The organism is Amycolatopsis sp. NPDC104775 (genome assembly GCF_055583325.1).
Window position 1 is genome coordinate 310811 of sequence record NZ_JBVJOE010000001.1, and the last position, 25823, is coordinate 336633.

At 70.5% G+C, this 25823-nt stretch carries 20 protein-coding genes; 5 read left to right on the top strand and 15 right to left on the bottom strand.

Translation table 11 applies throughout. The features are described 5' to 3' along the window. Window positions 1-4: 4 nt before the first annotated feature. The 12 genes from argC to ACZ63D_RS01355 all read right to left on the bottom strand — a co-directional run bounded on the left by argC (window position 5) and on the right by ACZ63D_RS01355 (window position 16222). Window positions 5-1006 carry an N-acetyl-gamma-glutamyl-phosphate reductase gene (gene argC, locus ACZ63D_RS01300; RefSeq protein ID WP_465352283.1) on the bottom strand — a complete coding sequence of 334 codons (1002 nt, stop codon included), beginning with the start codon at window positions 1004-1006 and terminating at the stop codon, window positions 5-7. Continuing rightward, a complete protein-coding gene (locus ACZ63D_RS01305) occupies window positions 1003-1872 on the bottom strand; it encodes a RimK family alpha-L-glutamate ligase (RefSeq protein WP_465352284.1) in 870 nt (289 codons plus the stop codon). The genes argC and ACZ63D_RS01305 overlap by 4 nt, the downstream gene beginning before the upstream one ends. After that, window positions 1869-2984: a transketolase C-terminal domain-containing protein gene (locus ACZ63D_RS01310; protein WP_465352285.1), complete on the bottom strand. Its 1116-nt coding sequence runs from the start codon at window positions 2982-2984 to the stop codon at window positions 1869-1871. The genes ACZ63D_RS01305 and ACZ63D_RS01310 overlap by 4 nt, the downstream gene beginning before the upstream one ends. After that, window positions 2977-3822, bottom strand: coding sequence for a transketolase (locus ACZ63D_RS01315; protein ID WP_465352286.1), 846 nt, complete (start codon window positions 3820-3822; stop codon window positions 2977-2979). The genes ACZ63D_RS01310 and ACZ63D_RS01315 overlap by 8 nt, the downstream gene beginning before the upstream one ends. Then, window positions 3819-5069 carry a DegT/DnrJ/EryC1/StrS family aminotransferase gene (locus ACZ63D_RS01320; RefSeq protein ID WP_465352287.1) on the bottom strand — a complete coding sequence of 417 codons (1251 nt, stop codon included), beginning with the start codon at window positions 5067-5069 and terminating at the stop codon, window positions 3819-3821. The genes ACZ63D_RS01315 and ACZ63D_RS01320 overlap by 4 nt, the downstream gene beginning before the upstream one ends. Beyond that, window positions 5066-6112 carry a BtrH N-terminal domain-containing protein gene (locus tag ACZ63D_RS01325; protein ID WP_465352288.1) on the bottom strand — a complete coding sequence of 349 codons (1047 nt, stop codon included), beginning with the start codon at window positions 6110-6112 and terminating at the stop codon, window positions 5066-5068. Before ACZ63D_RS01325 ends, ACZ63D_RS01320 begins: the two co-directional genes overlap by 4 nt. Before the next feature lie 26 nt (window positions 6113-6138). Then, window positions 6139-6684, bottom strand: coding sequence for a hypothetical protein (locus ACZ63D_RS01330; protein WP_465352289.1), 546 nt, complete (start codon window positions 6682-6684; stop codon window positions 6139-6141). Then, window positions 6681-7259 carry a GNAT family N-acetyltransferase gene (locus tag ACZ63D_RS01335; protein ID WP_465352290.1) on the bottom strand — a complete coding sequence of 193 codons (579 nt, stop codon included), beginning with the start codon at window positions 7257-7259 and terminating at the stop codon, window positions 6681-6683. Before ACZ63D_RS01335 ends, ACZ63D_RS01330 begins: the two co-directional genes overlap by 4 nt. A 27-nt stretch (window positions 7260-7286) precedes the next feature. Next, a complete protein-coding gene (locus tag ACZ63D_RS01340) occupies window positions 7287-8525 on the bottom strand; it encodes a cytochrome P450 (RefSeq protein WP_465352291.1) in 1239 nt (412 codons plus the stop codon). A gap of 25 nt (window positions 8526-8550) precedes the next feature. Continuing rightward, on the bottom strand, window positions 8551-11124 hold the full coding sequence (locus tag ACZ63D_RS01345) for an alpha/beta fold hydrolase (RefSeq protein WP_465352292.1): 2574 nt from the start codon (window positions 11122-11124) through the stop codon (window positions 8551-8553). Window positions 11125-11157: 33 nt separating this feature from the next. Then, window positions 11158-14415 (bottom strand): non-ribosomal peptide synthetase, encoded by a 3258-nt coding sequence (locus tag ACZ63D_RS01350; protein WP_465352293.1) that lies wholly within the window; start codon window positions 14413-14415, stop codon window positions 11158-11160. Between the two features lie 88 nt (window positions 14416-14503). Beyond that, window positions 14504-16222 (bottom strand): prenyltransferase/squalene oxidase repeat-containing protein, encoded by a 1719-nt coding sequence (locus tag ACZ63D_RS01355; protein ID WP_465352294.1) that lies wholly within the window; start codon window positions 16220-16222, stop codon window positions 14504-14506. 382 nt (window positions 16223-16604) lie between these two features. Between ACZ63D_RS01355 and ACZ63D_RS01360 the strand changes: the two genes are divergently transcribed. Genes ACZ63D_RS01360 through ACZ63D_RS01370 form a run of 3 tightly spaced genes read left to right on the top strand, consistent with a single transcriptional unit; the run spans window position 16605 to window position 20441 of the window. Continuing rightward, window positions 16605-19517 carry a helix-turn-helix transcriptional regulator gene (locus ACZ63D_RS01360; protein WP_465352295.1) on the top strand — a complete coding sequence of 971 codons (2913 nt, stop codon included), beginning with the start codon at window positions 16605-16607 and terminating at the stop codon, window positions 19515-19517. Between the two features lie 58 nt (window positions 19518-19575). Further along, entirely contained in the window at window positions 19576-20076 is a 501-nt protein-coding gene (locus ACZ63D_RS01365; protein ID WP_465352296.1) for a TetR/AcrR family transcriptional regulator, read from the top strand. Between the two features lie 14 nt (window positions 20077-20090). Beyond that, the gene (locus ACZ63D_RS01370; RefSeq protein ID WP_465352297.1) at window positions 20091-20441 is read left to right on the top strand and encodes a hypothetical protein; all 351 of its coding nucleotides are present in this window, start codon (window positions 20091-20093) and stop codon (window positions 20439-20441) included. A 350-nt stretch (window positions 20442-20791) separates the two neighbouring features. On the opposite strand, the gene ACZ63D_RS01375 is transcribed toward ACZ63D_RS01370, so the two are convergent. The 3 genes from ACZ63D_RS01375 to ACZ63D_RS01385 form a co-directional block, all read right to left on the bottom strand. Next, window positions 20792-20971 carry a hypothetical protein gene (locus ACZ63D_RS01375; protein ID WP_465352298.1) on the bottom strand — a complete coding sequence of 60 codons (180 nt, stop codon included), beginning with the start codon at window positions 20969-20971 and terminating at the stop codon, window positions 20792-20794. 37 nt (window positions 20972-21008) lie between these two features. Next, window positions 21009-23498 carry a type 2 lanthipeptide synthetase LanM family protein gene (locus tag ACZ63D_RS01380; protein WP_465352299.1) on the bottom strand — a complete coding sequence of 830 codons (2490 nt, stop codon included), beginning with the start codon at window positions 23496-23498 and terminating at the stop codon, window positions 21009-21011. A gap of 133 nt (window positions 23499-23631) precedes the next feature. After that, on the bottom strand, window positions 23632-23994 hold the full coding sequence (locus tag ACZ63D_RS01385; RefSeq protein ID WP_465352300.1) for a winged helix-turn-helix transcriptional regulator: 363 nt from the start codon (window positions 23992-23994) through the stop codon (window positions 23632-23634). Window positions 23995-24087: 93 nt separating this feature from the next. Between ACZ63D_RS01385 and ACZ63D_RS01390 the strand changes: the two genes are divergently transcribed. Further along, complete coding sequence (locus ACZ63D_RS01390; protein ID WP_465352301.1) at window positions 24088-24744, top strand: SDR family oxidoreductase; 657 nt, start codon at window positions 24088-24090, stop codon at window positions 24742-24744. 265 nt (window positions 24745-25009) lie between these two features. After that, window positions 25010-25783, top strand: coding sequence for a hypothetical protein (locus tag ACZ63D_RS01395; RefSeq protein WP_465352302.1), 774 nt, complete (start codon window positions 25010-25012; stop codon window positions 25781-25783). Window positions 25784-25823: the final 40 nt, after the last annotated feature.

Genomic DNA, 25823 nt, shown 5'->3' on the forward strand with positions numbered 1-25823 from the left:
GCGCTCACACCGGGTGCAATCCGGGGAAGGCCAGCCCGCTGGTTTCGGGAAGGCCGAGCAACAGGTTCATGCATTGCACGGCGCCGCCGGCCGCGCCCTTCACGAGGTTGTCGAGACTGGCCATCACGAGCGCGCTGCCCCGGTTGTCCACCGCGATGCCGATGTCGCAGTAGTTCGAGCCGAGCAGCACCTTCGGGTCCGGATAGCGGAACGCGCCGCGCGGGCTGGTGAGCAGGCGGACGAACGGTTCCGTGCCGTAGTCCTCCTGGTAGAGGCGGACGAGTTCGCGCTCGCTCAGCTCGACCGGCACTCGCGCCAGGGTCTGGACGCCGCGGACCTGCGGTGTCGCGGTCACCGTCATCGAGGACTCCACGCCGAGCGCCTCGGTCACCTCCGCTTCGTGCCGGTGGCCGAACGGGGCGAACACCCGCAGCACGCCGCTGCGAAGCGCGTGAGAGTTCGACGTGTCGGCCGATGCGCCGGAACCGCTGCTGCCGGTCCGGGCATCGATCTGGACCGAGCGGAGGAGACCGCGCTGAGCCAGCGGTGCGAGGCTGAGAATCGCGCAGGTCGCCATGCAGCCGGGGACAGCGACGCGATCCGCGTCCACGATCTGCTTGCGGTGCAGTTCCGGCAATCCTCGGACGAACGCGCTGTCTTCCCCGCGGTTCCAGCCGTAATAACGCTGCATGAGCTCGGCGTCCTCGATCCGGAAATCCGCGGTCAGATCGACGATCTTCGGCGCGTACTCGCTGATCTCGTCGAGGATCTTGGCGGTGGAACCGTGCACGCCCGCCAGGAACACGAGGTCCACCGGCTCCAGGTCCGCGCGCTGCCGGTACCGGAGGCCGCTTCCGCGCAGCGGCGGATGCGCGGTCTCCACCGCCCGGCCCGCGTGCGTGTCCGAGGTGACCGCCACGACCTCGACTCCGGGGTGGTGCACGAGCAGCCGGAGCAGTTCGCCGCCCACGAACCCCCGGCCGCCCACCACCGCGATCCGCTTCACGCCGTCTCCCTCTCTTCGAGGACGGCGCCCGCGCACAGGTCGACCATCCGGGCCGCGACGTCGATGCCGGTCGCGCTCTCGAAACCGCGGAACTCCGGCCGGGCGTTCACTTCGAGCACCAGCCGGCGGCCGTCCGCGCCCTCGACCAGGTCCACACTCGCCATCCGGGCGCCGACCGCGGCGGTCGCTTCCAGGCACAACCGGCGCACCTCGTCGTCCGGTGCGAGCAGTTCGACTGCCGCTCCCCGCGCGACGTTGTTGCGCCAGTCGGTGCCCGACCGGACGATCGCGCCGAGGAAATCGCCGTCGACCACGATGCCCCGAAGATCCGGCGAACCGGGCCGGACCGCCTCCTGGACGATCGCGGTCCGCATCGCCGCCGACGGCAGTTCCGCGCAGTGTTCGAGCACGGCCTCGGCGGCGTAGCGGTCGGTGATCAAGCTGACCCGCTTGCCCCACGACGCGCCGAGCGGTTTGACCACCGCCGGGTAGCCGATCGCTTCGATCGCCAGCAATCCCGCTTCGGGGGTCTGCGCGAGCAGGGTCGTCGGCGTCGGGATCCCGCACTGGCGAAGCCGCAGGTAGGTCGACCATTTGCTGCCGCAGACCCGGCACGCCTCGGCGTCGTTGACCGGATACGCGCCGAACGCTTCGAGCGTCTCGGCCATCAGCAGCGCGCGCTGTGCGGAGATCTCGCGGTTGAGCACCGGCAAGCCCGGCAGCCGGTCGAGCTGCTCCGGCGCGAACGACATCGCGCGCGGGTCCAGCCGGTGCACCGGAAGGCCGCGACCGTCCAATTCGGACAGCAGACGGCGTTCCTCGTACCGGACGACCGAGGCCGCCATGCCCACCGCCGCGGCGGTCATTCGCCCCAATCCTCTTCGGACTCGGGCGCGATCGCCAGCTTGAGCGGCGCGGTGGAGAAGATTTCCAGCTCCGCCGAGCATTTCGGGCAGCTGACGATCTCTCCGGGATAGCTGTCCGCCTGGATCTGGACATCCCCGGCGCAGCTGAGGCATTCGGTGGTCATGTGCGTCCCCTTCCCTGTCGGTTGAAGTTCTCCGGTGAAAGCCAGCACCCGGCGGAGAACGGAGCCGGCGTCGAGCCCGCCCGCCGCGAGCAGGTCCGCGTGCGAGCCCGGGGCCAGGAAGCCCTCCAGCCCGATCGGCAGCCAGCGGATCCCGCGCGCCCCGGCCGCCGCGGCGACCTGCGCGCCCATGCCGCCCGACGGCCACGCTTCTTCCAGCGTCACCAGCCATCGGCATTCGTCGCCGATGAGATCGTTCACCGCGGCGGCGGATTCCGGATCGACCGTGTGCGCGTTGATCACCTGCGCGCGATAGCCCTCCGCCAGCAGTCCGCGCGCGACTTCCAGCGCGGTCAGCAGCATTTCGGGCCCGGTGGCGACCAGCGCGACGTCTTCCCCGGCGCGGACCTCTTGCGGGACACCGAGTTCCGGCTCGGCCAATCCGCTGAACACCGGCGAATCCTTGCGCCCGAGCCGGAGGTAGGTCGGCCCGTCGTACTCCAGGCACTGCTCCAGCAGCGAGACCGTCTGCCGGGCATCGGCCGGGACGACCACGCGCATGTTCGGCAGTGCGTTCATCAGGGCGAGGTCTTCGGCGCAGTGGTGCGTCGGGCCCAGCCAGCCGCCGCTGACGCCGCCATGCGTGCCGACAATGCACACCCGCCGCCGCGGATAGGCGATGTCGAGCTTGATGAACTCGAACGCCCGGCTCGCCGAGAAGGCCGCGAAAGTGCAGACCAGCGCGCGCCAGCCGAGGTGTTCGGCGCCCGCGGCGAGACCGACGGCGGCGGATTCCGCGATGCCGACGTTGAGATATTCCATCTCGGGAGTTGGCGTGATAGTTCCGGTGTCTGTGTCGACCACGAGCACGTTGTGGCGTATCGCCAGCTCCGGCAACGCGGCGGCGAAGGCGGTGCGGGTGCTCTTGCGGTCGGTTTCGGTCTCAACCACGGCGCGGACCTCCCCGCATCCCGGCTTCGACGCGTCTGCGCTTCGCCGCGTCGAGCCGGACGAAATGCGACACCGCCCGCCCGGACAGAATCCCCGCGCCGTTCCCCTTCACCGTCCGGCACACCACTGCCGTCGGCTCCCCCGCCGCCGCGGCCTCCTCCAACGCCGCACACAGGTCGGACAGGTCGTGTCCGGCCGCCTCCACCGTGTGCCAGCCGAAGCCGGACCACCGTTGCGCGGGCGGCGCACCGTCGCTCACCTCGTGCACGGCACCGGTCTGCTGGAACTCGTTCGCGTCCACGATCACGACGAGGTTGCCCGCGTCGAGCGCCCGGCCCACCTGCGCCGCCTCCCACACCGAACCCTCCTGCAGCTCGCCGTCGCCGACGAGGACGAAGGTGTTCGCGGGCGGTGCGCCAGCCTTGCGCTGCGCCCACGCCACCCCGTTCGCCAGGGCGAGTCCGTGGCCGAGAGAGCCGGTGGCGAATTCGACGCCGGGGACCGCGACGTTGCCGTGGGTCGCCAAGCGGCTGCCGGGACGGCAGAAGGTCGGGATTTCCGCCGGGGCGAGGAACCCGCGTTCGGCGAGCGTGGCGTACAGCGCCATCGCCGAATGCCCCTTGCTCAGGACGAAAACGTCCCGGCCCTTCCACTCGGCGTCGGCGGGGTTGAGGTTCATGACGTGGAAGAACAGCGCGACCAGGATCTCGACCGACGACATCGAGCCGCCGAGGTGGCCGCCCTCCGGACCGGAGCACATTTCGACGATGTGCTCGCGGATGCGGTCCGCGCGGGCTTCCAAAGCCTCGAGGTCCGGCTTGCGCACAGCTGTGGTCACGAGACCGCGCCTTTCTCCAGAACAGCGAGGTTCGACCAGACTTTCTCGACGGCGTCGGCGAATCGCTGCAGCAACGGCCCGGCGTCCGGCGGCAGATGCCGCTGCTGGATGGTGAAACTCCGGTCGATGACGTCCTGAGTCACCGGCCAGGCTGGCTGCTGCCGGCAGAGGGATCGCAACGCGGGCTGATCCGGCAGCGGCATCATCTGGTAGCGGGTCGCGGGCACGCCCTCCGCGCGCAAGGCGCGGATCAGCAGGGTGCGCGCCGCCGCTGTGCTCAGGTCTGGGAAAAGCCGGTCCAGGTCGACGACGAAGCGCAGGATGTGCCAGGCGTGCTCGTATCCCTCCGGCTCGCTCGGGCAGACCAGCCCGGGCAGGTTCCGCAGCCGGGAAAGGAAATCCTCGACATTCCGCCGCCGCGCCGCGTGGTAGGCCGGGAAGCGTTCCAGCTGGCTGCCGGTGTAGGCGGCTTGGACGTTGCTCAGCTTCGCGTTGAACCCCAGGCGATGGCTGACATACCGCCGCGGCTGGTCTGGCCTGATCAGTTCGCCGAACTGCCGCAGCTGGACCAGGCTGTTCGCGACGCTGTCGTCATCAGTGACGACGAGACCGCCTTCGCCGCAGGTCGGGAGGTTCTTCGTCATCTGCAGGCTGAACGTCGCCGTGTTGCCGGACGCACCGCAGGGGACGCCGTGATACCGGGCTCCGTGCGCTTGCGCGGCGTCCTCGATCACCGCGCAACCGTGACGGCGGGCGAGGTCGGTGATGGCCGTGGTGTCGGCGCTGAGTCCGTGCAGATGAACCGGGACGACCGCTTTCGTCCGCTCGGTGAGCACCGCGCTGAGGCTGCGCGGCGACATCGTGAAGGTGGCCGGATCGACGTCCGCGTACACCGGTGTCGCGCCGACGTGCGTCACCGCCATCGCCGTCCCGACAAAGGTCAGCGCGGGCACCACGACCTCGTCTCCCGGGCCGACGCCGTGGGCCAGCAGCGCGAGTTCGATCGCCGTGGTCCCGTTGCTGACGCCGACGCAATGGCGCACGCCGAGGAACTCGGCCCAGGACCGTTCCAGCCGCTCGACCGCGGTCAGCCCCGCGCGGTCGGACACGAAGACGTTAGATTCCAGCACCGCGAGCACCGCGGCCCGGTCCGCGTCGGTCGTCCTCGGCCAGTCCACCGGCGCGAGCGACGGCAGGACCGGCTCCCCGCCGGCGAGCGCGAGCTCGCCATCGCCTCCGGTAGTCATCCGGCCTCCGCCCATCCTCTCGACAACGCGAGCCGCCATTCGACGGCCAATTGCTCGTACGCATGCACCAGTTCGTCGCCGCGGCGCAGCACCAATTCCGGCACCCGGCTGATTCCGGCCGCGTGCGCGCTCAGCAACCGCAGGTTCGACCACGCCGACATCACGCTGTCCGCGGCCGCGGCGATTCCGGACAGATACGGCACCCGCACTCGGTGCGCGAATTCCTGCGCCAGCCGGCCGTGCAGGAACGCTTGCGCCTGCATCGCCCAGCCGAACGTGTAAGCGGGCCGCAATTCCGCTGGATCGCCGCTGCGTTCCTGCAATTGCTGTACGAAGCGGCGAACCCCGGCCCGGCCGGTCCACACGCGCTCCGCTTCCCCTGCCGCACCGGTGTTCCAGCGCGCGAGATTGCCCTCGATCGCCCGGCTGAACTCGTCGGCGGTCAATTCTCCGGGCTCGGAACCCACCCGAACCGTCAGCAACCGCCCGGCGATTTCGCTGCTGGAGAAGAACACGTCCTGGTGGTCGGCCGGATTGCCGGAGGTCCACGCGTTCATCAGGTGCTCGGCGGGCAGCCACCCCTGGAAACGGGGCGGCTGCGCGTCGGACACGTAGAACTCGGTTTCCCCGCCGGACTTCCGCCAGCCCGGCACCACGACCAGGTGCGCGGCGTGGACGTCGTGATAAGCGGGACGGAACGGAAGGTGGTAATTGTCCACCGCGACGATCACGCTCGCATGCTTTTCGATCAGTTCGATCAGCTCGTCGGCATTCGTGCCCGACGTCCATTCCGATTCCACGTCGTGATACGGGCACAAATCGGCCGCGACGCCCCGGCTGCTCTGCGCGGGACGGTAGAACTCCTCGCACATGGCGTCCCCGGGCGCGAACGCGAATTCGCACGCGAGGCCGAGCACCTCGACCGGGCGAAGGCCGTGCTCCAGCAGAATGCTGCCGACCGTGGTCTGCAGGCAGCTCAACGGATCCTCGTACCATTGCGGGTAGGTGCCGGTCGCACCGTCCCAGCCGCGTAGTCGTGGCATGCCGAAAACCTTTCCGAAACAGTGGTTCAGCGGCCCAGCAGCGTCATCGCGAACAAATGCACCGCCGGGTTCTCCGGCAGCGAAAGCGCGCGCAGCGGCCGCCTGCGGGTGACCGGAACGCGCTGGCACCACAGGGTGATGCCGATGCGTTCCTGCACGTGCTGCGGATAGTGGATGGTGTCGGTGCGCAGCGCGAATTCCTCGCCGTAGTCCGACCGGCCCTCCCACAGGTCGGAAAGCTCGAACCGGTCCCTGCTCGCCGATCCGTCGGCGAAATGCCAGGTCACGTAGTCGCGGACGCGCCGCTCGCCGCAGCCGATGACGTACAGCCAGTCCCAGCGCCGGCGCGGGACCTCGATCCATTGGCCCGAGCAGACCAGATTGTCCGGACCGCTGCCGTCCAGCCGGGTGCTGCGCAGCGGGACGCCGTCGACCACCCGTTCCACCGGCCCCGGCTGCGCCGGAATCGAATTCCGCCAGACGTTCAGCCGTCCGTCGGCGAGGTTCTCCGGCGTGGTCGCCGCCTGGTTGTTCAAGAACGGTTCGAGCCGGAGCATTTCGTGGACGGTCACCGGAACTCCTTTCGCACCAGGGCTCTGCGCTGCAGCCGGGGCTCGACGACGGTGAAGCCGCACGCCTCGAAGGTGCTGACCCGGCCGTGGAAGCTGTAGGGGTCGAAACCGGACGCCGGATCCCGGTCGTCCTCGGGATACGCCTCGATCAGATCGGCCTTTTCCTCTTCCGCCCACTCGGCGGCCCGGTTGATCAGCTGCCGGAGCAGGCCGCGGTGCCGGTGCTCGCGCGCCAGGTACACGCAGACGATCGACCAGATCCGTTCCGGGTCGTCGCCTTCGAGCAGCTTCGCCGCCCGCGACCGGCGCAGCCGCGGAAAACCCAGCCGCGGGCCCGCGCCGAGCCAGCCGACCGGGACGCCGTCGACCGTGCCGAGCACGCCGACCCGTTCGCCGTCCTCGACCAGCTCGCCGAGCGTCGCCCGCCGCGCGGCCGGGCGGCACGCCGAATAATCCTTCGAGCCCAGCCGGAAATACATGCACCAGCAGTATTCGACGAGCCCTTTCGGCCCGAAGAACTCGTCGATCGCGGGCCAGTCGCCCGGTCCGACCACGCTCGTCACCAGTTCGCTCATCAGTCCTCCTTTCGCGGCGTCCCCGGCCTAGGCCCAGCCGATCGCCAGCGGCAGGCGCACGACGCCGTTCAAGAAGTTCGAGACGAGATGCCGGGGCGGCCCCGAGAGAGAGAAGGACCGCACGTTTTCCCGCCACAGATCGAAAAACGTCTTCAACCCGGCGACGGCCACGTGCTGGCCGACGCACCGGTGCGCGCCGAGCCCGAAGGCGAGATGCCGGTTCGGGGAGCGGTCGGGGACGAACCTGAACGGTTCCGGGAATACCTCCTCGTCCCGGTTGGCCGAGGCGGGCCAGGCGGTGACCAGCTCCCCCGCCCGGACCTCGGTCCCGGCGAGCGTAGTGTCCGCCGCCGCGCGCCGCAAAACGTGGTTGATCGGGCTCGCCCAGCGCAGCGCCTCGTCCACGAACCGCTGGTCGGTGCGTTCCTGGCGGACGAACCACGACCAGAGCTCATCGTCGCTCGCCAGCAGGATCAGGGTCTGGTTGATCGTCTGCGGCACCGTCGGATTCGCCCCCATCAGGAAGGCGTAGGCGTTCAGCAGCGCGACGTCGCGGTCCGGATCGCCGACCGCTTCGGCGGCGAGCGGGCACCGGCCGCTCACCGTGTCCTGGGACGGGCCCGATTCGAGCACCTCGCCGAGCACGGTCATGATCGTCGTGTGCGCCTCGAACAGGGCGAACCGGCGCTGCCGCTCGGATTCCGGCACGTCCGCCCCGCCCATCGCGCGGACCGTCGCCCGGCCGGTGACCGGCCACTCGCTTTCCGGAATGCCCATCAGCGGGCCGGTGATCGTCATCGGCAAGGTGATCATCTCTTCGCAGAAGTCGAAGGCCTCCTTGCCGCGGACGGCGTCGAACAGCTCGCGCATCCTCGCCTCGATCCCCACCTGGAGCCGCTGCGTCGCCTGCACGGTCATCAGCGGGGTGAAAATCCGCTTCAGTTCCGAATGCAGCGGCGGATCGGTGAGGTGGATCGCCGCGCCCGCAGCGACATCCCCGTCGCCGCGCACGCTGAGCATGGTGCTGTAGGCCGAGGAGAACGTCTGGTGGTCGTTCAGGACCGCCTTGACGTCGGCGTACCGCGTCGCCGCGAGGAACTCCTGCCCGTCCGGAGTCCGTTGCCGGTGCAGGCCGCCCTCGGCGCGCATCCGCTGCCAGACGGCGTGCATGTCCTGGGCGGAGTACAGCGATTCGTCGTAGAGCTCGGGCGAGGCCCCGTCCGGAACCTCGGAAACAGCCTCGGGAATTTCGAGGGCGACCCGCATGTAAACGTCTCCTTTTGCGTGACAGTCAGGCCGCGAGGCCGAGATTCTCCGCGCACCGCAGGTAAAACCGCGAGGCGACCGACCACTCCGTGATGCCCTGCGCGCCCAGCACCTGCATCGAGGCGCGGACCGCGCGCACCATGACGTCCTCCTCGACCAGTTCGAACCGCCGCAACGCCGCGTCGTCCAGGTCCGGCAGGGTGTCCGCGATCTCCTGCAGCCGGATGCCCACCGCGCGCAGTTCGGCGTACGACCGGACGAGCGGGAACATCAGCGCGTCGATGTCGACGAGCTTCCGGTCGAATTGCTCGCGGCCCGCGGCGTGCTCCCAAGCGGTCCGGAACAGTCCGAGGCCCAGCCCCAGCACGTACGCCGCGTGCCGCACCCGGCCTTCGCGAGCGCCGGGTTCGGCCGTCGGCTGGTAGGCGTTCTCGAAGCCGAGGTAGCCCAGCCCCAGGTTGATCGAGCAGCCGACTGCCAGGCCGAGACCGAGCCCGCCGTCGTCCTCGGGAGTCTCGACCTGGTCGAAACCCAGCTCCGCCAACGTGTCCGCCAGTGCGGCCCGGCGGTCGGCGGAGTAGCTGAACAGCGGGGTGGCCTTGATCGCGGCGCCGACCGGTTCGAGCACCTCGACCACCGTGTCGGCGAGTTCCCCGCCGAACCGGTGCAGGATCTCCTTGCACCGGGCGGGGTATTCCTCCTTGAGGTCCACCGAAAGCGTCGACAGCATGATCTCCGACGACCCGGCCGACAGCGTGAGCCCAGGAGATTCCGTCAGGCCGGACAGCAGTTCCTCGCGGATCAGGCCCTCGTGCGGTTCGGTCCGGAGCGTCCGCCAGCGGCGCAGCACCTCGTGCCCGACCTGCTGGCACGTTTCGCTGGTGTACAGCTTGGCGACCGCGGTGTCCGTCGCCGTCGCGTCGGGGCGCAGGAACACCTCCGTGGCCGCGCGGGCCACCGTCGTCGCGCATTCGACCTGGCCTTCGAGCAACTGCAGCTCGTCCGGGCCGACCGCCGCCGCGCGCAAGGCTTTCAGCCACCGCGCCGCTCGGACGACGTGGTCGATGCCCGTGCGTTCGATGGCCAGCGCGCCGTCGAGCAGCGCCCAGCCGCGGCCCTCCTCCCCGATCCGCCGCCAGCTCTCGACCTCGACGTCCTTGAGCCGCACCCGGCACATCTGCTCGGGCTGAATGGTCTCGACCAGCTCGACGCTCACGCCCTTGGCGGCGAGATCGATGACGAAAAGCGTGATGCCGTCGTACTTGTGGCCCTCGTCCCCGGTGCGCGCGGCGACCAGCGCCGAGCCCGAGAGGTGGCTGTAGATGCTGAACACCTTGACGCCGTTGAGGACGTAACCGTCGCCTCGGCGGTCCGCCCGGGCGCGCAGCGACGCGAGATCGCTGCCCGCCCGCGGCTCGCTGTAGAGCACGGTGGCGAATTCCTCGCCCCGGCTGATCCGCGGGAGCAGATCGCGTTTCAACCGGTCCGAACCGGATTTCAGCACGAAGTAGCCGACGATCTGCACGGTGAGCGCGTACACGAGGTCCGGCAGCCCGGTGGCGATGAACTGCTCGAACAGCTCGACCCCGGCCTTCGTCGGCAACCCGGAGCCGCCGAACTCGACCGGCCAGTCCGGCGTGAGCAGGCCGCGCCGGCCGAGTTCCCGGTAAGCCTCGGCGATCGCTTCCGGTTCCATCCTGCGCGCCCGCAGCACGAGATCGCGCCAATGCGGGGTTTCGACCAGCTCTTTCAGGGACGCGTGCAACTCGGGCTCCGCACCGGTGCCGGCTTGCGCGGGGTGCGAAGGGAGATCCAGCGCGCTGCGGATGATCTTCTCGATGGTGGCGAGCGTGTCCGCGTTCCGCAGCAGGCCGTAATGCTCGCCGGGCAGTTCCTGGAAGTCGACCTCGCCCGAGGTCACCGTGCGCCAGTCCCGTTTGAAGGACTCCGCCGCCCGCACCACGACGACGTCCAGGGCGCCCGGCGTCGGCTTCCACTTGCGGAGAAGACGGCTGTTGTGCCCGAAAATCCGGAGCCGCTCGGCGAAGGTTTCCTCGTCCATGCCGACGATCTCGGCCGCTTCGGAGTCAGTCGCCGCCGGGAACTCGCCGTCGTGCCCGTTGGAGCGCAACGCGTCGCGGACGAACCACTCCCGTTCTTCGGCGAGGGTCGACTCCTCGTACGCGATGGTCGACCAGGTCGAATCGAGCAGCACCACCTTCGGCCGTTTTCCCCGCGCCGCGAACAGGTTGGCGATTTCCCAGGCCAGCGCGCCGCCGAAAGACCACCCGCACACCAGATCGACGTCCGGGCAGTGCTGCGCGAGAACCTCGGCGTAGCGGCGGGCGAGATCCTGCATCGACTCCCCGGGATCGCCGGCGTCGAGCACCGCCCGCGACGATTCCAGCCCCCAGCAGCGGTAGTCCGGAAACCTCCGGACCAGCGGCTGGTAGGTCAGCAGGCTGCCGCCGACCGGATGCGCGAACAGCAGGGCCTTCGCGCCGGGCGCCGACCGGCTCAGCTCGACCAGTCCCGGCACGCCCGGTGCCGCCGACCTCGCGCTGAGATAGCTGCTCAGGCGTTCGCCGTCACCGACCATCTCTCCTCCTTTCCGGATGCGCTCCACGTCCGCTCATTCGCCGGCCAGCAGCCGGGCGACGTCCTCTTCGGTCATTCCGGCGATGGCCTTCTCCAGTTCCTCGGCGGGCAGCGACGCCAGCCGGGCGCGTTCGACCTCCAGCGCCATGCTCTGCACGCTCGAATCGTTGAAGAAGGCCGCGAGCGAGATCGTCGCCGAGAACAGTTTCTTGATCTTCGAAACCAGTTGCGCGGCTTGCAGGCTCGTGCCGCCGAGGTCGAAGAAGCTCGCCGTCTTGGGGAAATCGGTGCGGCCGAGGATCGGGCCGAACGCGTCGTTCAGCATCGCCCGTTCGAGCTCGGTGAGCTCTTCGACGGGCGCGGCCTCGACGGTGAAATCGGCGTCCGGCAGCGCTCGTTCGTCGATTTTCCCGCTGCCGTTGATCGGCAGTTCGTCCAGCAGCACGAAGGTGGAGGGCTGCATCGTGGACACCAGCCGCTTGCGGCAGTACTCCCGCAGCGAGCTTTCGCTGGCCTGCCTGCTGCCCCCGGTCGCGCAGTAGGCGACGATCCGTTTCTGCTCCCCGTCCTGGCGGACCTGGACGTACACGTTGCGGAGCCCCTCGGCGGCGCGGAGCACGCTCTCGATCTCGCCGACCTCGATCCGCACCCCGTTGATCTTGACCTGCCGGTCGCGCCGTCCGACGTACACCAGCCGGCCGTCTCCGTTGTGCCGCACCAGATCGCCGGTCAAATACACCCGCGCGGACGGATCGGGCCCGACCGGATCCGGGATGAACTTCTCCCGGTTGTCCTCGTCGCGCCGCCAATAGCCCGGCGTCAGCCCGACCCCGCCGAGCGCCAGCTGCCCGATGACCCCTTGCGGCACCGGCCGGTTGTGCTCGTCCAGCACGTACGCGACGTGGTTGTCCATCGGGCCGCCGATCGGCAGCCCGGCAGGCGGCAGCGGCTCTTCCAGTTCTTCGACGACGCTGGTGACGGTGCATTCGGTGACGCCGTAGCCGTTGAAGATGCGCCGGCCCTTGCCCCACGCCCGCACCAGCTCGTGGGAGAAGGCCTCGCCGCCGACGAACACGATCCGCAGATCGTCCAGCGGCCCCGGGTCGAGCAGCTTCATCACCGACGGCGGCAGATCGGTCACGGTGACCCGGTGGTCCTGGAGGAACTGCTGGACCTCCGCCATGCTCAGCCGCATCACCGACGGCACCACGTGCAGCGACGCCCCGCTCAGCAGCGCGCCGAACATCTCGAACACCGACACGTCGAACCCGCAGGACGCGTAGCCCAGCACGCGGTCGGCCGGGCTGAGTTCGAACAGCGTCTGGACGTTCCGGATGAAGCCGAGGATGTTGTCGTGGGTGATCAGCACGCCTTTCGGCTTGCCGGTGCTGCCCGAGGTGTACATCAGGTACGCGACTTCGCTCCCGCCGCGCGCCGGTTCGGGCAGGTCCGCCGGGACCGGGGCGTCGACCGGCAACCGGCATTCCGCGCCGGGCGCGACCCCGGCGGTCGTCGCGTCGCACACCACGCAGCGCAGGTCGGCGTCGTCGAGGATCGCCTCGATCCGGCCGCGCGGGTTCATCGCGTCGATCGGCACGTAAACCGCGCCGAGCGCGAGCAGCGCGAGGACAGTCGCCGAGAAATCGGCCGACGGTTCCAGCGCGACGCCGACCCGGTCCCCGGCGCGGACTCCGGCTTCGGCCAGATAGCCGCGCAGCGCGTCCACCCGGTGGCGCAGGTCCCGGTAGGTCAGGTCTTTCGTGGGAGTGCTGACTGCCAGCCGGTCCGCGTGCTCGTCGGCGACCCGGCAGAAGTGCGCGAAGACGTTGCCTGCCGGGGCCGGCGCCTGCGTGCCGATGCCGAGCTGGGCCTGGATCCGGCGGGATTCGCTGTCGTGGTCCCACAGTTCGCGCAGGGTGACGCCCGGGTCGGCGATCGCGCTGCGCAGCAGCCAGACGAACACCCGCTGCATGGTTTCGATCGTCGCCTGGTCGAAGATGTCGGTGTTGTAGACGGTGTGCACCTCGAGATCGGGGCCGCTGCGCGCGATCGTCCACTGCTGGAAGAACTTCGCCCGCGTGGTCGGCACCTCGACCTCGGTCGCGGAGATCCCGTCCAGCCGCATCGGCTCGGTCCACTCGTTCATCGTCAGCGTGTACTGGAACAAGGTGGACCGCGCCGGATCGCGCCGGACCTGCGCGCTCGCGATGATCTGCTCCAGCGGCAGGTACCCGTGCGCCTGCGCGCCGCGCAGCCGCTGCTGGACCCGCTTGATCGACTCCTGGAACGACTCCCGGGGGTCGAGCTGGAACCGCAGCGGCAGCATGTTGATGAAGAACCCGAGGGTCCGCTCGCATTCGACCTCGGCGCGGTTCGCGCTGGGCATGCCGAAGATGACGTCGCCGGACCCCGAATAACGCTGGTACAGGCAGGCCATCACCGTGGCGTAGACCGTGATCGGGGTCGTCGCGAGCGACGCGGCCAGCCGGTTGGCCTGGGTCGCCAGGCCCTCGCAGGTCTGGACCACCGCGCGGCCGGGATAGGTCACCGCGGGCGGCAGCGGACGGTCGCCGGGGATGTCCATCACCTCGACGTCGCGCAGTGCCTCCGCCCAGTGGTCCGCGCTGGCCTGCCAGGCCCCGGCGCGCATCTGCTTGCGCTGCCATTCGCTGAAATCGGCGAACTGGACGGCGGGCGGTTCGATGGCCGGCGTCGTGCCAGTCCGGCGCGCGTTGTATTCCTTTTCGAGTTCTTCGAAGAAGATCGCCGTCGACACCCCGTCGAAGACGATGTGGTGCACCACCAGGCCGAAGTAGTGCAGATCGGGGCGGACCTGGACCAGATCCGCGCGCCACAGCGGGAATTCGGTCAGCGTCATGCCGACCTCGGCGAGTTCGTCGAGCATCCGGCGGGCCTCGGCCTCCGACGAGGCGGACGAACGCGGGACGACGATCTCGGGATCCTCGACGATCCCCTGGAAGAATTCGTCGTTCTCTTCGAGCACGTAGGTCCGCAGCGCCTCGTGCCTGCGGACGATGCTGGCGAAGGATTCGGTGAGCGCGTCGGCGTCCAGTTCGCCTTCGAGGCGGAACAGGAAGGCGACGTTGTAGGTCGATTTGCCGGTGGCGAGCTGGTCCACCACCCACAGGGTGTCCTGCGAATACGACAGCGGCACGTTGCCGCGGTCCTGGCGGGGACGCGGTCCGTCGGTGATCTTGGCGCGTGCACGGGCCAACATGTCGGCAAGCGATTTCTTCTTGCCCTCCGCGGTGCTTTCGCGCACTGTACTCACCTGTTGCTCCCTTCCCGGTGCTGAGCGGAATGCGATTCCCGGCCGACGCCCTGCGCCGGGAACGAATGCCGGTTCGGTTTTCCTTCGGTCACAGGTTCAGCGGCGGCAGCAGGGCCGCCGGATCGGTCAGCCAGGCGCGCAGCAGCGCGCCGAGGCAGTCGGCGAGCGGACCGGCCGCCGCCCGCGAGCGCGGGCTCCAGGCGTAGTGCCCGCCGCCCAGTTCGACCCGGAGGAGGAAGCGGGCGACGCACGCGCGGTCGGATTCGCGGCCGAGGCACTGGTCGGTGCGCACGACCTGGTAGGTGGTGGCGAGGTCGGGAGGCCCGAGCGCGGTCGCGGCGTATCCGCCGCCCGCCCGGGCGTAGCAGGCCAGTCCGGCGTGCAGGTTCGCCGCGGCCAGCCGCGCGCCGAGCAGGTGCAGCACCCGGGCGGCCTGTGCGGCCGCGCTCGCGACGGCGGTGCCTGCCGACGCCGGGTCGACCAGGCCGCTGTCGCGGCACAGGGTCACGAACGCGACCGCTCGCGCACCGTCGAGGATCGTCGTTGGACGGCCGCCGGTGAGCCGGTCGGCCAGTTCGACCGCCGCGGTGGTGGAGACCAGGTCGGAACTGCGGCCGAGCCAGTGCGCGAAACCGCCGTCCGGGTTTTGCAGCCGGGCGATCCAGCCGCGCAGGCGGTGTTCGTCCAACCGGTGCCCGCTCGCCCGCAACGCTTCGAAGGCCCATTGCGTGCAGCGGATTTCCGCGCCTTGGCCGGGCATGTAGACCACGCCGTCCTCCGCGGGCGATTGCGCGTTCCGCAGCCAGCGGACCAATCCCGCGGTGGGAGCACCCGAACGCGCTGACGTGAGCAGACCGGCGGCGGTGGCGAGGCTGTCCCCCGCGGCGTCCGGGCTCCGGTAGGTGTATCCGCTGCCCGCCAGCCGGCAGCGTGCCACCGCTTCGGCGATCGCGTCCACCTCCGCGGCCGGCAGGTCGCAGCCGAGCGCGGTCAGCGCGCCGACCGCGGAGAAGCACGCCCAGACGTCGGAACGGCCGTAGCCGGGCCAGCGTTCGTAGCCGCCCCCGGGCAACCGCCGCTCGCCGATCCACGCGAGCGCTCCGGCCGGGTCCGCCGGTTGCGCCCCGAGGACGCGCAAGGTCAGGACCGCGCGGAAGGTCGCCCAGAGGCAGACGGCCGAGCCGGGCGCGAACCGGAATCCGCCTTCGACGGTTTGCTGTTCGCACAGCCACGACACCAGCGGTCCGGTCCGCCAGGGCAGCGGCGCGGTCGTCACCGCTCGCCACGCGCGCACGCCGTAGTAGCAGGCGCGGGCGTCCGACCGGTTCGAGCCGGGCTGCCAGGCGAGGCCGCCGTCCGGGCCCTGCAGAGCGGCAAGCCATCCGGCGTGCCGTTCCGGCTCCACCGTGGCGGTGCCGGTGATCTCGACCAAAGTCCTTGTCGCGCACCAGGTCGCCCACACGTCCGGCGGACCGCCGGCGGCCAGCGCGAACCCGCCCTCGACGGCGCTGGTGCCGGAAACCCATTCGGCGACTCGCGCGGGTTCGTCGATTTCCTCGCCGAGATCCCGCAAGGCCCGGGTGCAGCAGTAGGTGGCCCAGCCGTCGGAGGGCAGGCCGCGCTGCCAGGCGTACCCGCCGTCGCTGTTGCGCCGGGACCGCAGGAACTTCGCGATACCAGCGGGTTCGGCCGGAGTGCGGCCGAGCCGGCGCAACGTGCGGACCGCGGCGTAGCTGCACGACAGGTCCGCTTCGCCCTGGCTGAGCCCGCCGTCGGCCAGGACCGCGGGAGCGGTCGTCGCGGTCATCGCGCCACCGCCGCGTTTGCCCGGTTCTCCCCGTTTCCCGCCGCGGTATCGCGGAAGGACAGCCGGTTCGGCTTCATGGCGGAACGACCTCCTTCCCGGCCGGGCTCGTTCCCGGCCGCATCACTCTCGCCCGGCGGGGGCGGCGCGCGCATGGGTGCCGCGCACCCAAAGAGTCGCCGTCCGCCGACAGCGGGCGCCGGAAAATGTTTCCGGCTGTGACTAAACGATTTCAGGCCGTGCGCACAATTGCGCCACAAGGTGGAACGGCGGTATTTCTGCCCCCACGAAAGCGGGTGCCTGCGTATAGCATTCCGCCCCGGGGGAGCAGACCGGCAGCGGGCGAAAGCCGTCGCCCGCGTGCCGTTCGGCTGAAGGGGTGGAAATGCTCATCGGACGGGAAAGCGAACTCGCCGGGCTGGCCGGGTTCCTGAGCGCGGCGAGAGCGTCCCGCGGCGGCATGGTCGTGCTCACCGGCGAACCGGGGATCGGGAAGACGTCCGTGGCGGAGGCCGCCGCGGAGCAAGCACGAGCGGCGGGCATGGTGGCCGTGCGCGGACGGGCCAGCGCGACGGGTCCGGCGATCCCGTTCCGGCCGCTGGCCGAGGCGCTGCTTTCGCTGGCCCGCACCGAACGCACGCCGGACGACGAACTGCTGGCGCCCTACCTGCCCGCGCTCGGGCGGCTGGTGCCGGACTGGGCGCGGCCGGAGCCGCGGGAGACGTCGCTGCTCGTGCTCGCCGAGGCGATCCTGCGGCTGACGTCGTGGTTCGGCCGGGACCGGGGCTGCCTGCTGGTCGTCGACGATCTGCACTGGGCGGACCGGGAAACGTTGGCTGTGCTGGATTATCTCGCGTCGAACCTGCGCGAGCAGCCCGTGCTGGTGCTGGCCACCGTCCGGGTCGGCACGTCCGCGGGCGCGGAGCTGGCGGCGACCCTGGCGCAGCGCGGCGACGCGACGCTGATCGAACTCGACCGGCTCGACCGCGCCGGGGTGACCGAACTGGTCGCCGCCCTTCTCGGCTGCCCGCCCGGCGAGGTCGGCCCGTCGGCCGCCGAGCACCTGTACTCGCAAAGCCGCGGGAATCCCTTCGCCGCGGCGGAACTTACGCGCTACGCGGTGTCCACGAAGGATCTGGTGCGCCGTCCCGCTGGCTGGCAGCTGGTGGGCGGGAAGCGAAAACGCGTGCCGCTCAGCCTCGTGCAGGCCGTGGAGCAGCGCGCGCGGCAGCTCGGCCCGGACGGGATGCGGCTGCTGTCGGTCGCCGCGATCGTCGGCCGGACTTTTCCGCTGCCGGTCGTGCAACGCTGCCTCGGCCTCGACGACCGCACCCTGCTGGCCCACGTCCGCGCCGCGGTCGCCGAACGCTTGCTGACCGGCGGCGACGGCACCCCCGGCTGGTACTCCTTCGAGCATCCGCTGACCGAAGAAGCTTTGCTGTCGCTGATTACCGAAGCAGATCAGGTCACCCTGTCCGACCGGGTCGCGCGGGCGATCGCCGAGCTGTACCCCGGGCTGCCCGGCTCCTGGTGCCACCTCGCCGCCGACCTGCGCCGCCGCGGCGGCGATGTGCTCGCCGCCGCCCGGCTGTACCTGGAAACGGCCCGCCGTGCTTTGCACGCGGGCGGCGCGGGCACCGCGGTGGCCGTGCTCGACAACGCTCTCGGAATGCTGTCGGCCGAGGAAAACCGCTGGCACGAACTGCGCGGGGAACTGCTCGAAGCCTTGCTGACCGCGCTCGCCGAAGACGGCCAGTTCGACCGGGCCGCCGAGGTCGCCGCCGAGCTTCGGCTCGGAAACCCGTTGTGGGACACCGAAAGCCAGATTCGCCAGCAGGTCCGGATGGCCTGGGCCGCACAGGTCGCGGGCCGCTGGGAGGACGGGGTGCGGCAGGTCGCCGCCGCCCGCGCCCTGCTGCCGCCGGACGCTTCCGAAGCCGACACCGCGATCATCGACGTCGTCGACGCCTATCTCACCTCGTGCCGCACCGGCGCGGATGCCGGGCACGTCAGCCGCAGCGAAGCGCTGGCCCGTCGGGCGATCCGCGGCGTCGACCCGGCCGAGGATCCCGAGACGGCGTGCAAGGCTTGGTACGCAATCGGTTTCAGCACGCGCGGCCGCTCACTGTCCGAATCCGACGAGGGCTACCGGCGCACGCTGGCACTGGGCACCGAACACCAGTTGACCACCTGGCGCAACCACGGTCTCATCGGCCTCGGCGCGAACGCCTGGCTCTCCGAGGGCGAAGCCTCCGCGCTCGAATACGCCTACCGCGAGACGCTGCGCTCCGGCTGCATCACCTTGGCCAGCAACGTCTACGCCAACCTCGCCTACGCCGCGGTGCTGCGCGCGGACTACGACCAGGCCGAACGCATCCTCGCCGCGAGCCTGGCCGAATGCGGGCGGCTGCGGCTGCACTCGGTGATCCGGTACGCGCTGATGCTGCGTGCCGTGCTCGCCGCCCACCGGGGCCGCTGCCAGGAGATGCGGGCCGCGCTGCGGAAATTCCGGGCGGCCGGCGGCGAAAACTCCCGGGAAGCGCCGCTGGCCAAAGGATTGGCCGAACTGTTCTGCGCGCTGCTCACCGAAGACCGCGAACGCGCGCGGACGCTGTCCGCCGAATTGACGGCCGAATACGGCGGACTGGAAGCCTATTTCCACTTCTCCGGTACTTTCGGATTAGTCCATTTGCTGAATGCGGTCGACGGCGCCGGCGATCCGGCCGAAGTGGAACGGGCGGCCGGAGCCCAAGTCGGCCGGATGCGCTGGAACCGGCAATTCCTCGGCTTCGCCCGCGCGGTGCACCACGGCCGCGCCGGGCGTCCCGACGCCGCCGAACGGGCGATGGACGCCGCCGTCGCCGCGTCGTCCGTCTTCCCGACCGCCCGGCACCTGGCCCTGCGCCTGGTGTCCGAGGCGGCCCTCGCCGACGGCTGGGGCGAACCCGGCCAGTGGCTGGCCGACGCGGAGAACCACTTCCACGGAAGCGTCGACGTCCTGGCCGGAGCCTGCCGGTCCCTGCTGCGGCGGATGGGCACCCCGGTGCGCTACCACAGCTCCGGCACCGAACGCATCCCGCCGAAACTGCGCGGGATCGGCGTGACGCGGCGGGAGTTCGAGGTGCTGCAGCTGATGCCGGAGCGGCTGGGCAACCGCGCGCTGTCGCAGCGGATGCACATCTCGGTGCGGACCGTGGAGAAGCACGTGGCGAGCCTGCTGGCCAAGACACAGGCCCCAGACCGGACCACGCTGTGCGAGTACGCGACGGCAGTGCTGAGCGACTCGGCTCCCGGCTGAGATTTTTGGGGAACGATCGTTCTTGACTGATCGTTCCCCAAAAGTCTATCGTCAGGGCATGGGCAGGCAACGGACGTTCGACGAGGACGAGGTGGTGCGCGCCGCCGTGGGGCTGTTCGGCGAGCGCGCGTACGACGGGGTGTCCGTCGACGACCTCGTCACCCACCTCGGGGTGCACCGCAACAGCCTGTACAAGACGTTCGGCAGCAAGCGCGGGCTCTACCTGACCGCTCTGCGCCGCCACGTCGCGCGCGACGTCCAGCCCTTGGCCGAAGCGCTCGCCGGGGCCCCGGACGCCGCGACCGCGCTGCGGCTGGTCGCCTCAGCCGATCTCGGCCTGTTGCTGCTCGCGGCGATCGACCGGGCACCGGCCGACGAGGACGTCGCGGCCGAGGTGGACGGTGCGCTCGCCACGCTCGACCAGGCGATCGCCGACGCGCTCGGCGCCACCCCCGCCCTGGCGTCCGCCCTGACCGCCGCCGCACTGGGCCTCCGGCTGCGCGGCAACCCCGAGGACGCGCGCACCGCGCTGACTCACCGCCTCGATCCTCTTGACTGACAAGGAAAACCGACATGGCACTGGTCCGCATCGACGGCAACGACCTCGTGGTCGACATCGAAGGCCTCGACAAGCTCTGGGCGCTCAAGAGCAGCCTCACCATCCCGCTGGCCAACGTCCGCGGCGCGACCGCGGACCCGGGCATCGCCGCCGAGCCCAAGGGAATCCGCGCGCCGGGTGCCCACGTGCCCGGGGTGATCACGGCGGGCACGTTCCACCTCGACGGGGAGAAGGTGTTCTGGGACGTCAAGGACGCGTCGAAGGCGGTAGTGATCGAACTCGCTGACGAGCGGTACGCGCGATTGGTCGTGCAGGTCGACGATCCTCGCGCGACTGTCGAGCTGGTCGAGAAGGCTCTGCGCTGACCGGCGCTTCCCTTACGCGCTCGGCAACGACCGGGCTGCGGCCCCGCGGTTCGCGCCGGGCTGGCCGCTTAGATTTTCCTGAGTGCAGCGCGGCTCGGTCGCGGAGTCGTCTCTTCTGACGGGCGAGCATCGCTGGGAGGCTCTTCTCCCCCGCAGAAGTATGCGACGAAGGCCTGCCTCGCGGGATCGCGCCCGTTGACCAGAGAACTGCGCCGCGCGATGCCGTTGCGGCGCAAGCCCGGTTCGCCGGACACGGGCGGCCGAGCGTCCACATCGGACGCCCGGCCGCCCTCCGGACCCCCGCCCGGTCTCCGTGCCGCCGTTCGCTGTCGTGTCCGGAGCCGCCCGGTTCAGCTCATCCCGGCGACCGTGCTCGGATCGCCGGCCAGCACGGCCACCGCGACCGCGCCGACGGTCATCCCGGTCAGCACCGCCGAGCGCACCCACTGCCGCTGCCAGCCGGGCAGCGCCCGGCCGCCGTCGGCGGCGGTCTCCTCCGCTTCCGGTGCGGGCTGGACGTCCTCGTGCATTTCCGGTTCTCCTTTCCGATGGGTTTCCTCAGGGTGGTCAGGAACCTGGCGGGCCGGGTTCCAAAAGGGCGAGCGCCGGGACCCGGTCGGCGAAGCCGAGCCGCAGCAGGCCGTGGCCGAGTCCGGCGAGACCGTGCAGCAGGCCCGGCGTCGGGACCGCGCCCGGGGTTCCGCAGGCGAGTGCCCCGCGCGGAAGCCGCACCGGCGCGCCGACCGCCCTGGCCGCGTCGAGTACGCCGAGTTCTCCGTGGCACAGCGAATGATCCGGAGAGGGAAGCCGTCGTTCCAGCGCGGTCCGGAAGCGGGCGGCCACTCCGGGCCGGGGGTCGGCGAGGACAAGACCGGCCAGCCCGGAGCACCAGGCGAGCCCGGTCGCCTCGCCTTCGCCGGGCGGGACGAGTCCGGCCAGCCGCAGGGCACGCGCCACTCCGGCGCGGCCGAACAGGAATCCCCCGGCAGGCAATGGCGGAAGCACCGCCAGCCGTGCGCCCAAGTCCGCGACGAGCGCACTCGCTTCCGGTGAACCGGTTTCGTCCGCCACGGCTGAGACCGCGAGCAGCGCCCCGGCCAGACCGTCGGCGACATCCGCCGCCTCGGCGCCCTGGGCCGCAGCCGCGGTCGCCCGCACGGCCGCCGGAACCAGCCTGTCCACAGTGGACTCCCCCAGCAATCCGGCCAACCGCGCGACGGCATAGGCGATTCCGCCCACCCCGGTAAACGCGCCAGGTCCGACCCCTGCCGCCAGCGACGGATAGCCGTCCAGCAACTCGATCAGCCCCGGCAGCGGACGGATCGTCCGGACCGCGGCGTCGAGAAAGCGCTCCTGCCCGCTGAGCTTGCCCAGCTCGGCGAGGAACAGCGCTACCCCGCAATACCCGCTGCCGAGCGACGCGCCCAGCTGCCGAACGCACCAGTCACCGTCCTCGGCGATCTCCAGCGAAGGCCAGTTGATCCGGGTCGCATCGGCACTCGCCCGCAGCAGCAGCTCGTCGCCGATGCCGACCGCCAGTTCGAGCAGTCGCGCGGGATCAGGCGTCTCGACCTCGGCCACCGCGCCAGGGAGCATTCGATGTCCGGCGAAAGGCGTCATCGTGGCGAGCGAGGCTTCGGCGAACCACGACTGGACGCGAAGGTCCTGCTCGCTGAGCCTGGCGATCCGGGCGCGCGCCGCGGTCAGGCCGTCAGTTTCCAGGATGTCCGGGAGTTTCGTTCCGGAAGCCGTCTGGACGTCCCGGCCGTCGGCCGAAGCGGCGAAGTACGGAATGTCCCCCGCCAGCAGATCCGCTCGCGAAGGGTCGGCGAAACGGCTGAAATGCGGATACGCGGTGACGTCGTCGAGCGCCGCGAACGCCTTCGCACGGCCGTCGATCTCGCGCAGGAACACCGGTTCGGTGGATTCGCGGAGCAAATCGGCGTACCACTCGCTCGCCCGGGGCACGATCCGCAGCTCGGCTCCCGCGAACCGGTCCAGACCGCGAAGCACCCGGTCGCGATGCGTGGCGAGCACGCGGTAGGCGACGCGGAAACCGGCCAGCAAGGCATTGCCGTGGGCCGCCGGGTCGACGTCGGCGGCCGGGAGGTTCTGTCCGCCGGAATACGGGGCGGGGCCGCGGACCAGGCGCATCCGGTCGGTGCCCGCGTCCGCCCAGGCGGGCAGGTCGTGCGGGAACCGGCCGGGACGACCGCCGAACGCGGACAGGTCGAGCCGTCCGTAGGGGCCGAACACCGGGCGGGGCAGGACGAAAGTGTTCAGGACGGACGTTTCCAGTGCTTCCAGGCCAGGATCGAAACCACCGTCGGTGTGCGGGGTCCAGCGTGGCTGGAAGAGCGTTTCGACGTCCACGACGACGGGGTGGTCGCCCGCCGCCACGACGTTCTCCGCGTGGATGTCGGTGGCGCCGAGAAGGTGCAGCAGAACGAGCTGCGCGCCCAGCCGGCGATAGAACCGGTCGACGTCGGCGGCCGGACGGGCGTGGACGTATTCGACCCAGCCGTAGCCGGGGCGTTCCACCACAGCGGCGCGGGCGAGATCGCCGACGAGCGGGGCGAGATCGGCGAGCAGATCGTTCCAGCGTGCGTGCAGGCCGACCGGGCGCGGGCGGTAGATCAGCCGGGCACCGGAGGCGAAGCCGAGTTCGCTGACGGTCCGGCCTCCGCAATGGGCGTCGCCGCGGCCGAAGACCACGGTCGTCAGCTGTCCTGGGACGCCGCCGAGGAATTCGGCGACGAGGGCGCGGTCGTGGTCGAGCCGGGTGAGCAGTTCCGCGGCGGCGGCGACGGCGTTGCGGGTGAGCGCGGCGAGAAGCTCGGCCAGGCCCGGGTGCTGAGCCAGGACATCCGGCAGCGGATCACTGGCCAGCAACGTAGCGAAAGACTCAGTCTTGAGGCGGGCGACGAGAGCCCGGGCCGCGGCCCAGCACAACCGGTCGCTGAGCCACTCCGCCATTCCCCGGTCGACGGCAGCGAGTTCGGCCGAGTCCGCACCGGGCACAGCGGCGCGCAGCTGGTCTGACGCGGCGTCGGCCAACGGCCGCACAGCAGGCCGTAAACACCGGGCATCCCCCTGCGCGCCGGACGGTTCGGACCCCGCTCGCGACATGGGTCGCACCCTGCCACGCGCCCGTCGGGGGCGCATGGGTACGGCCTACCCAAAAAGGGAATCAGTTCGGCCGGGCGGTGTGGGCGCGTTCGCGGGCTTCGAGGATTTCGGGGACATGGCTCTCCGCCCATTCGCGGACCGCGCACAGGGGCACCAGCAGCGATCGGCCGAGGTCAGTGAGCCCGTACTCGACGCGGGGCGGCTGTTCCGCGTAGTCGACGCGGGCGAGCAGGCCGTCCTCCTCCATCGCGCGCAGCGTTTCGGTCAGCACCTTCGGGGTGACGCCCTGGATCTTGTCCACCAGCGCGGTGAAGCGCATCGGGCCGTGCTCCAGCGCGTTGACCACGAAGACGGTCCACCGCGCCCCGATGCGGTGCAGCACCACCCGGGACGGGCAGCTGGCGGACATGACGTCGTAGCGCACGGCGATTCCTCCGGTTCCGGTTACGTTGAAGTACCTGGTTACTTTTCCATAGCCTACTTCCGCTCTCGCACCCCGACGAAACGGAGAAGGACCATGGGCAACCGGCTGGCCGGACAAACAGTGCTGGTGCTGGGCGGACGGCATCTGGGCACGGCGATCGCCGACGCCGCCGCCGCGGAAGGCGCGCAGGTGCGGGTCGCGTCGCATCGGCCCGGCGGGCTGCACCTCGACCTGCGCGACGAAGCGACCATCGCCGCCGCGGCCGCCGAGGTCGGGCCGGTCGATCACCTCGTCAACACGGCCGCGGCTCCCCACGCGGTGCCGATCCGCGAGCTGGACCGGGACAAGACCGTCGACGCCTTCACCGCCAAGGTGATCGGCCCCCTGCTGCTCGCGAAACATTTCACGATCCGGCGGTCGTTGCTGCTGTTCTCCGGCCAGGTCGGGTGGCGGCCCGCCCGCGGAAGCGTGGTGACCGGCGTGACCAACGGCGCGGCGGCCTTCGCCGCGCAGCACCTCGCCGCCGAGCTCGCCCCGGTCCGGGTCAACGCGCTGTCGCCGGGGATCATCGACTCCGGCGTCTGGGACGGCAAGGGCGACGCCAAACCGGACTTCCTCGCGAACGCCGCGCAGCGCACCCTCGTCGGCCGTACCGGCACCGTCTCCGACGTGACCGACACGGTGCTGTGGATGCTGCAGGCCGAATTCCTTACCGGCGAAACCATCCATCTGGAAGGCGGCCGCCCCTGACCGCGATTCCGGAGAACAATTGAGCCAATTCCGGAGTACCCGGCCCACATCGGCCAGATCAGTGCTTCCTTATAGCTTTCCCTAGCTTTTCGCGGACGCCGCAAGGGTTTTGCGCCGTTGGAAGGATTGCGCTCGGCACGCGGCGGCCGGTCCAATAACCTCGGCCGGCCACCGCGGTCCGGGAGACGACCATTTTCCGGTGCAGACCGTGATCGATCGCCTGCCGTTCGAGCATTATCCGCGATTCGGGACAAAGGAGCACGCGATGCGAAGACACCTGGCACACAGCGCTGCCGCGATCACCTTGGCTGTCGCCTTGCTGAGCACGACCGCACCGGCGCAGGCGGCCGTCCGGCCGCACGCCGTCGGGGCCATCGTCGCCTGGGCGCAAACCGCCTATTCCGTTCTCAAGGACTTCTTCGGCAACAAGCGTTCGCTCGAGAACGCGACCAAAGCCATTCTCGACGCCATCGCCACCGCCAAAACCGAGCTGGTCAACCACATCGACCAGGTCGCGATCGCCGAGGCCAAAGCCTGCGCCCGCAGCGCGGTCGACGACTTCGCCGACATCGAGCGGTTCACCCCGGACACTCTGCAGGCCTACGCCAGGGACAGCTCGTACTGCGTGAACCTGATCGACAGCCAGCTGTCGGCGGTCAGCGACAAATCGGCGGTCGACCAGCTCGGTTTCGCGCTCCACGCGGTCGCTCCGGTCGCGCAGGTCGCGCGCAGCCGGGCCGGGTTCAGCGGCACCGGGCTGCTCGCGACCGTGCGCGACGGCAGCAATATCGTCATCGGGAAACTCGAACCGGAGTGCCACGTCGAGGCCGAAGCCGTCGGCGGGCCACAGTTCGCGGCGCGTCGCCAGTGGCTGATCACCCTGGTGTGCACCGCGTACAACGGCGCCAGCGCGAGCAAGTTCGTCGGCTACCGCACGAGCCCGAATCCGCCGGTGGTCTATCCCGATTCGCTGAAGGACAACGCCACGAGCACCACCAGCCGGATCGCCGCCCGGACGGTGCTGCCGCTGCTTCCCTGACCACAGTGGGAAAAACCGGTGCCGGCCGGAGAGAATCCCG